The following is a 4667-nucleotide window of genomic DNA, read 5'->3' as shown; positions in this document are numbered from 1 at the left end:
TCCTTGATCAGCGCCTTGGCCTCGGCCACGGTCAGTTCGTCGATCAGCTTCTTGTTCTTGTCGAGCACACCCGGCACGTCGGTGAGGAACAGCAGGCGCGTCGCCTGGCAGGCGCCGGCAATGGCGCCGGCGAAGGTGTCGGCGTTGATGTTGTAGGTGTGGCCATCGCGTCCCGGCGCCACCGGCGCCAGCACCGGGATCATTTCGGAGCGTGCCAGAAGATCGAGCAAGGTACGGTCGACCTCGACCGGCTCGCCGACGAAGCCGAGATCGAGCACGCGCTCGATGTTGGAGTCCGGATCGATCATGGTCTTGCGGGCCTTTTCGGCGAACACCATGTTGCCGTCCTTGCCGCACAGGCCGATCGCCCATTCGCCCTCGGCGTTGATCAGCGCGACGATCTCCTTGTTGATCGAACCGGCCAGCACCATTTCGACGATCTCGACCGTCTTCTGGTCGGTGACGCGCAGGCCGCCTTCGAACTTGGATTCGATGCCCATCTTGGCCAGCATGGCGCCGATCTGCGGGCCGCCGCCGTGGACGACGATCGGGTTGACGCCGGATTGCTTGAGCAGCGCGATGTCGCGCGCGAAGGCCTTGCCGAGCTCGATGTCGCCCATGGCATGGCCGCCATATTTCACCACGACCGTCTTGTGCTCGTAGCGCTGCATGTAGGGCAGCGCCCGCGACAACAGGGCTGCCTGCATTTCGGCGGTGGCGGTTATTTCCGTCATCGGCTTGGTTCCCTGGAGATCGGTAAGGACGGCGGCGTCTTAGCGGGAATTGGCGCCGCCCGCAAATGGCTTTGCTGTCATATTCGAGCGCCTCACGGCCTCGTCATCGTGTCGGCACCATCAGCGGCGCCCTGCGGCCCAGCCAACCTGAGATCTTCTCCATCTGCGCGGCGAGCGACAAAAGCGTCTCCTCGTCGCCCGGACGGCCGGCAGCCTGGACGCCGATCGGCAGACCGGCGTCGGTGACATGGACCGGCAGGGCGATCGATGGCTGGCCGCTGACATTCTGGATCGCCGGCCAATGGGTGAACCAGAGGCTCTTGTCCATCAACTGGCCGAAGAACGGCTTCAGCTTCAGCAAGGGCGTCAGGTGAAGCTTGTCGAGCAGGTTCTCGATGAGGTCGTCGGCGCCTTTCGGATCCATTGCGCCGCAGGCAAGCGGCGGGTGGGCAATGATCGGCATCAGCACGGCGTCATACTGCGCGGTCTCTGCGATCAGCCGCCGTGAGGCGGCATGCAGCCGCTGCAGGTCGGCATAGGTCTCGCCGGCCGACACCAGTTCGCCGAAGCGGGCGAGCACGCGCGTCGCCCGCTCGATGTCGCCGGCAACGGAACGGCCGACGCGCAGCGCTTCGGCCCGCATCGTGCCAGCGACGGCGGAGGCAACCGTTCTGCAGAAATCGGCGAAGAAATCGCGGCCGATAAAGGGCAAGTCGATCTCCTCGACCGTGTGGCCGCCCTCGCGGGCAAGCGCCACCGCCGTGTCGAGCGCCTCGAGCGTCTCGTCCGAGATCGGCAGGCGAAGCGGCGATTTGCGGTACACGGCCAGGCTGAGCTTGCCGGGATCGCGCGCGGCGGCAGCCGCGAACGTGCCTTTCGGCCGCGGCGCGGCATAGGGCGACAGAGGATCGGGCCCGTGGGTCAGGTCGAGCAGCAGCGCGCAATCGCGCACCGAACGGGTGAGCGCATGGTCGACGACCATGCCGTACCAGCTTTCGCTCACCAGGGGCGTCAGCGGTATACGGCCGCGCGACGTCTTCAGGCCGACAAGTCCGGTGCAGGCGGCAGGCACACGGATCGAGCCGCCGCCATCGGAGGCATGCGCCACCGGCACGACGCCGGCTGCGACCAGTGCTGCCGAACCGCCCGAAGAGCCGCCGCTGGTATGGCCGGTGTTCCACGGATTGCGGGTGATGCCAAAGGCCCTGGATTCGGTCATCAATCGAAGCCCGTGCTCCGGCGATGTCGAGGTGACGATCGGGATAAGTCCGGCAGCGAGATAGCGGTCGGTCAGCGCCGAATTGACGTCGGCCAGCCATGCCGGAATGCGGCTGCCGCCATGCGTCGGCACGCCCTGGATGGCGATGCCGAGATCCTTGATGGCGAAGGGAACACCAGCCAGCGGCAGCGAGGGGTCGACGGTCTTGGCGCGGGCGCGGGCAGCATCGTAGAGCGGTTCGGCCGTGGCATTGATGTCGGGACGGGTGGCCTCGGCGCGGGCAATCGCGGCGTCGGTCAGTTCGACGGCCGAAACCTCGCCCTTGCGGACCAGATTGGCGAGGCCCGTGGCATCTTCTTCCCAAAGGATCCGTTCGACCGACATGCGCGCTCCCCATCAATGAAGGCAAGCTAGCCAGTGGCAATTCCATTGGCAATCGACCGACGGATCCGGGCCGGCGACACACAAAAGCTTAGGCGTGCACAAGGTTATTTCCGTCGTTGCAAATACATGGCAATCGCCTAATTTGCTTGCAATGACGCCGCAAGACATCACCAAGCTGATCGTTCGGACTTCGATGAAGGATCGGGCCGCGTTCGATCTGCTTTACCGGCAGACCAGCGCGAAACTTTTTGGCGTCTGTCTTCGTGTATTGAACGACCGGGGAGACGCGGAAGAAGCGCTGCAGGAAGTCTTCGTCAAGATATGGACGAAGGCCGACCGTTTTGCTGTTTCCGATCTAAGCCCGATCTCCTGGCTGGTGGCAATCGCGCGCAATCATGCGATCGATCGCATCAGAGCGCGGCGCAAACCCGCCGCCGACATCGATGCCGCGCTCGACGTGGCCGATCCGGCGCCGGGGCCTGAAGCGATGGCGGTGGCGGGCGACGAATCCGAACGTATCCACCATTGTCTCGATGAGCTGGAGAAGGACCGGGCAGCCGCCGTCCGGGGCGCCTATCTCAAGGGCGAGAGCTATGCCGAACTGGCGGAGCGCCATGGCGTGCCGCTGAACACGATGCGTACATGGCTGCGCCGCAGCCTGTTGAAACTCAGAGAATGCCTGGAAAGATGACGCTGGCAGAAGACACAGGACCGGAACGTGGAGGCGACGACCTGCTCGCCGCCGAGTACGTTCTCGGCGTGCTCGATGCCGACGAACGCCAGATCGTCTCTCGCCGCATCGATGCGGATACGGTTTTCGCCCGTCTTGTCGAGGACTGGGAGGTCAGTCTCTCACCGCTTGCCGCCGCCTATCGGGAAGTCGAGCCGCCGGTTTCGGTGAAGACCGCGGTCGACCGCCGCCTGTTCGGTACCGCTGCCGCGGTGAGCAGGCCCGCCGAAGTGCGCGGCGGCCTGTGGTCCAGCCTGGCCTTCTGGCGCGGCCTTGCCGCAGCCGCGGTTGCGGCACTGGCGATTTACATCGCCGTGCCCATTCTCAACCCACCGGTCGAGCAGCCGCAGGCGCGACTCGTCGCTTCGCTGGCCGCCGAAGGCAGCGACGTCAAATATCTTGCCGTCTACGACGCCGCGCATCACGAAGTCGGCCTGTCGCATGTCTCCGGTGAGCGTGCTTCCGGCAAGGACTTCGAGCTGTGGATGATCGAGGGCAAGAACCCGCCGGTCTCGATGGGCGTCATTCCGGCAGGTGCAACGGCGCATATTATCGTCTCGCCGGCGGCCCATCAGAAACTTGCCCAGGGCGCGGTGCTTGCCGTCAGCCTCGAGCCGTCGGGCGGTTCGCCGACCGGACAGCCGACCGGACCGGTGGTTGCCGCTGGCGAGCTGAAGAGCATCTGACCGGCTCTTCACCTGAAAAATCACAACAGACTATCATAAGTCTATCCTTCGCTGAACATGCCCATAGACAGCATGTCGGCAGGCGGCCGACGGCTCGGGAAATCCCTCTGCGCCATGGATAAAATCAAAAATCACAATATTTCTGAAACTCGGGCGAGTTTGTTCCGTATCTCCTCGCGTCCCCAAAAATGGGAAGAGAAAAACCCGAGGAGTTCGACATCATGCGTAGATACGCCACCCTTTTGCTCGCCGGTACGATCGCCGTTTCGGCCCTTGCCACCGCCGCCTACGCCGAAAACCCGATGGTTGGCGGCGCCGCCATGTATGCCAACAAGAACATCGTCGAGAACGCCGTGAACTCGAAGGATCACACCACGCTGGTCGCCGCCGTGAAGGCCGCCGGCCTTGTCGAGACGCTGCAGGGCGCCGGTCCGTTCACCGTGTTCGCGCCGACCAACGAAGCCTTCGCAGCCCTTCCGGCCGGTACGGTCGAGACGCTGCTCAAGCCCGAAAACAAGGACAAGCTCACCAAAATCCTGACCTGCCATGTCATCGGCGCCAAGGCGATGGGAGCAGATGTCGCCGCGATGGCCAAGGCTGACGGCGGCACCCACAAGGTCAAGACGGTCGGCGGCTGCGAATTGTCGCTCAAGGCCGACGGCGGCAAGGTCACGGTCACCGACGAGAACGGCAATGTCGCCAATGTGACGATCGCCGATGTCGAACAGTCCAATGGCGTCATCCACGTCATCGACAAGGTTCTTTTGCCCAAGATGTAACAAGGGGCTTGCTGCCGGCGAACTGACGGCAAGGACCCTCCGTCGATTGCACGATCCCGCTCCCGTGATCCGCAATTGGCCCGTGCACTTCGCGCCCGCCTGCATTCGGATGTGGGAGGGCGCGGAGTGTTCGTT

General features: G+C 64.2%; 5 protein-coding genes. 3 read left to right on the top strand and 2 right to left on the bottom strand.

Annotated elements, in window-relative coordinates; translation table 11 throughout:
- Window positions 1–734: acetylglutamate kinase (gene argB / locus EN914_RS24810; protein ID WP_127389325.1), on the bottom strand; the 734-nt coding region annotated here is incomplete at its 3' end.
- 103 nt (window positions 735–837) lie between these two features.
- Window positions 838–2337 (bottom strand): amidase, encoded by a 1500-nt coding sequence (locus EN914_RS24805; protein ID WP_024502089.1) that lies wholly within the window; start codon window positions 2335–2337, stop codon window positions 838–840.
- A gap of 151 nt (window positions 2338–2488) precedes the next feature.
- Here EN914_RS24805 and EN914_RS24800 point away from each other — a divergent pair, with 151 nt between their 5' ends.
- The 3 genes from EN914_RS24800 (at window position 2489) to EN914_RS24790 (ending at window position 4532) form a co-directional block, all read left to right on the top strand.
- Window positions 2489–3028 carry a sigma-70 family RNA polymerase sigma factor gene (locus EN914_RS24800; protein ID WP_013528490.1) on the top strand — a complete coding sequence of 180 codons (540 nt, stop codon included), beginning with the start codon at window positions 2489–2491 and terminating at the stop codon, window positions 3026–3028.
- On the top strand, window positions 3025–3753 hold the full coding sequence (locus EN914_RS24795; RefSeq protein WP_024502090.1) for an anti-sigma factor domain-containing protein: 729 nt from the start codon (window positions 3025–3027) through the stop codon (window positions 3751–3753). The genes EN914_RS24800 and EN914_RS24795 overlap by 4 nt, the downstream gene beginning before the upstream one ends.
- Window positions 3754–3974: 221 nt before the next feature.
- Window positions 3975–4532 carry a fasciclin domain-containing protein gene (locus tag EN914_RS24790; RefSeq protein ID WP_013528492.1) on the top strand — a complete coding sequence of 186 codons (558 nt, stop codon included), beginning with the start codon at window positions 3975–3977 and terminating at the stop codon, window positions 4530–4532.
- Window positions 4533–4667: the final 135 nt, after the last annotated feature.

It is taken from the genome of Mesorhizobium sp. M7A.F.Ca.CA.001.08.2.1, from assembly GCF_003998455.1.
Lineage (GTDB): Bacteria > Pseudomonadota > Alphaproteobacteria > Rhizobiales > Rhizobiaceae > Mesorhizobium > Mesorhizobium ciceri.
This window is presented reverse-complemented; position numbering and strand designations above follow the sequence as displayed.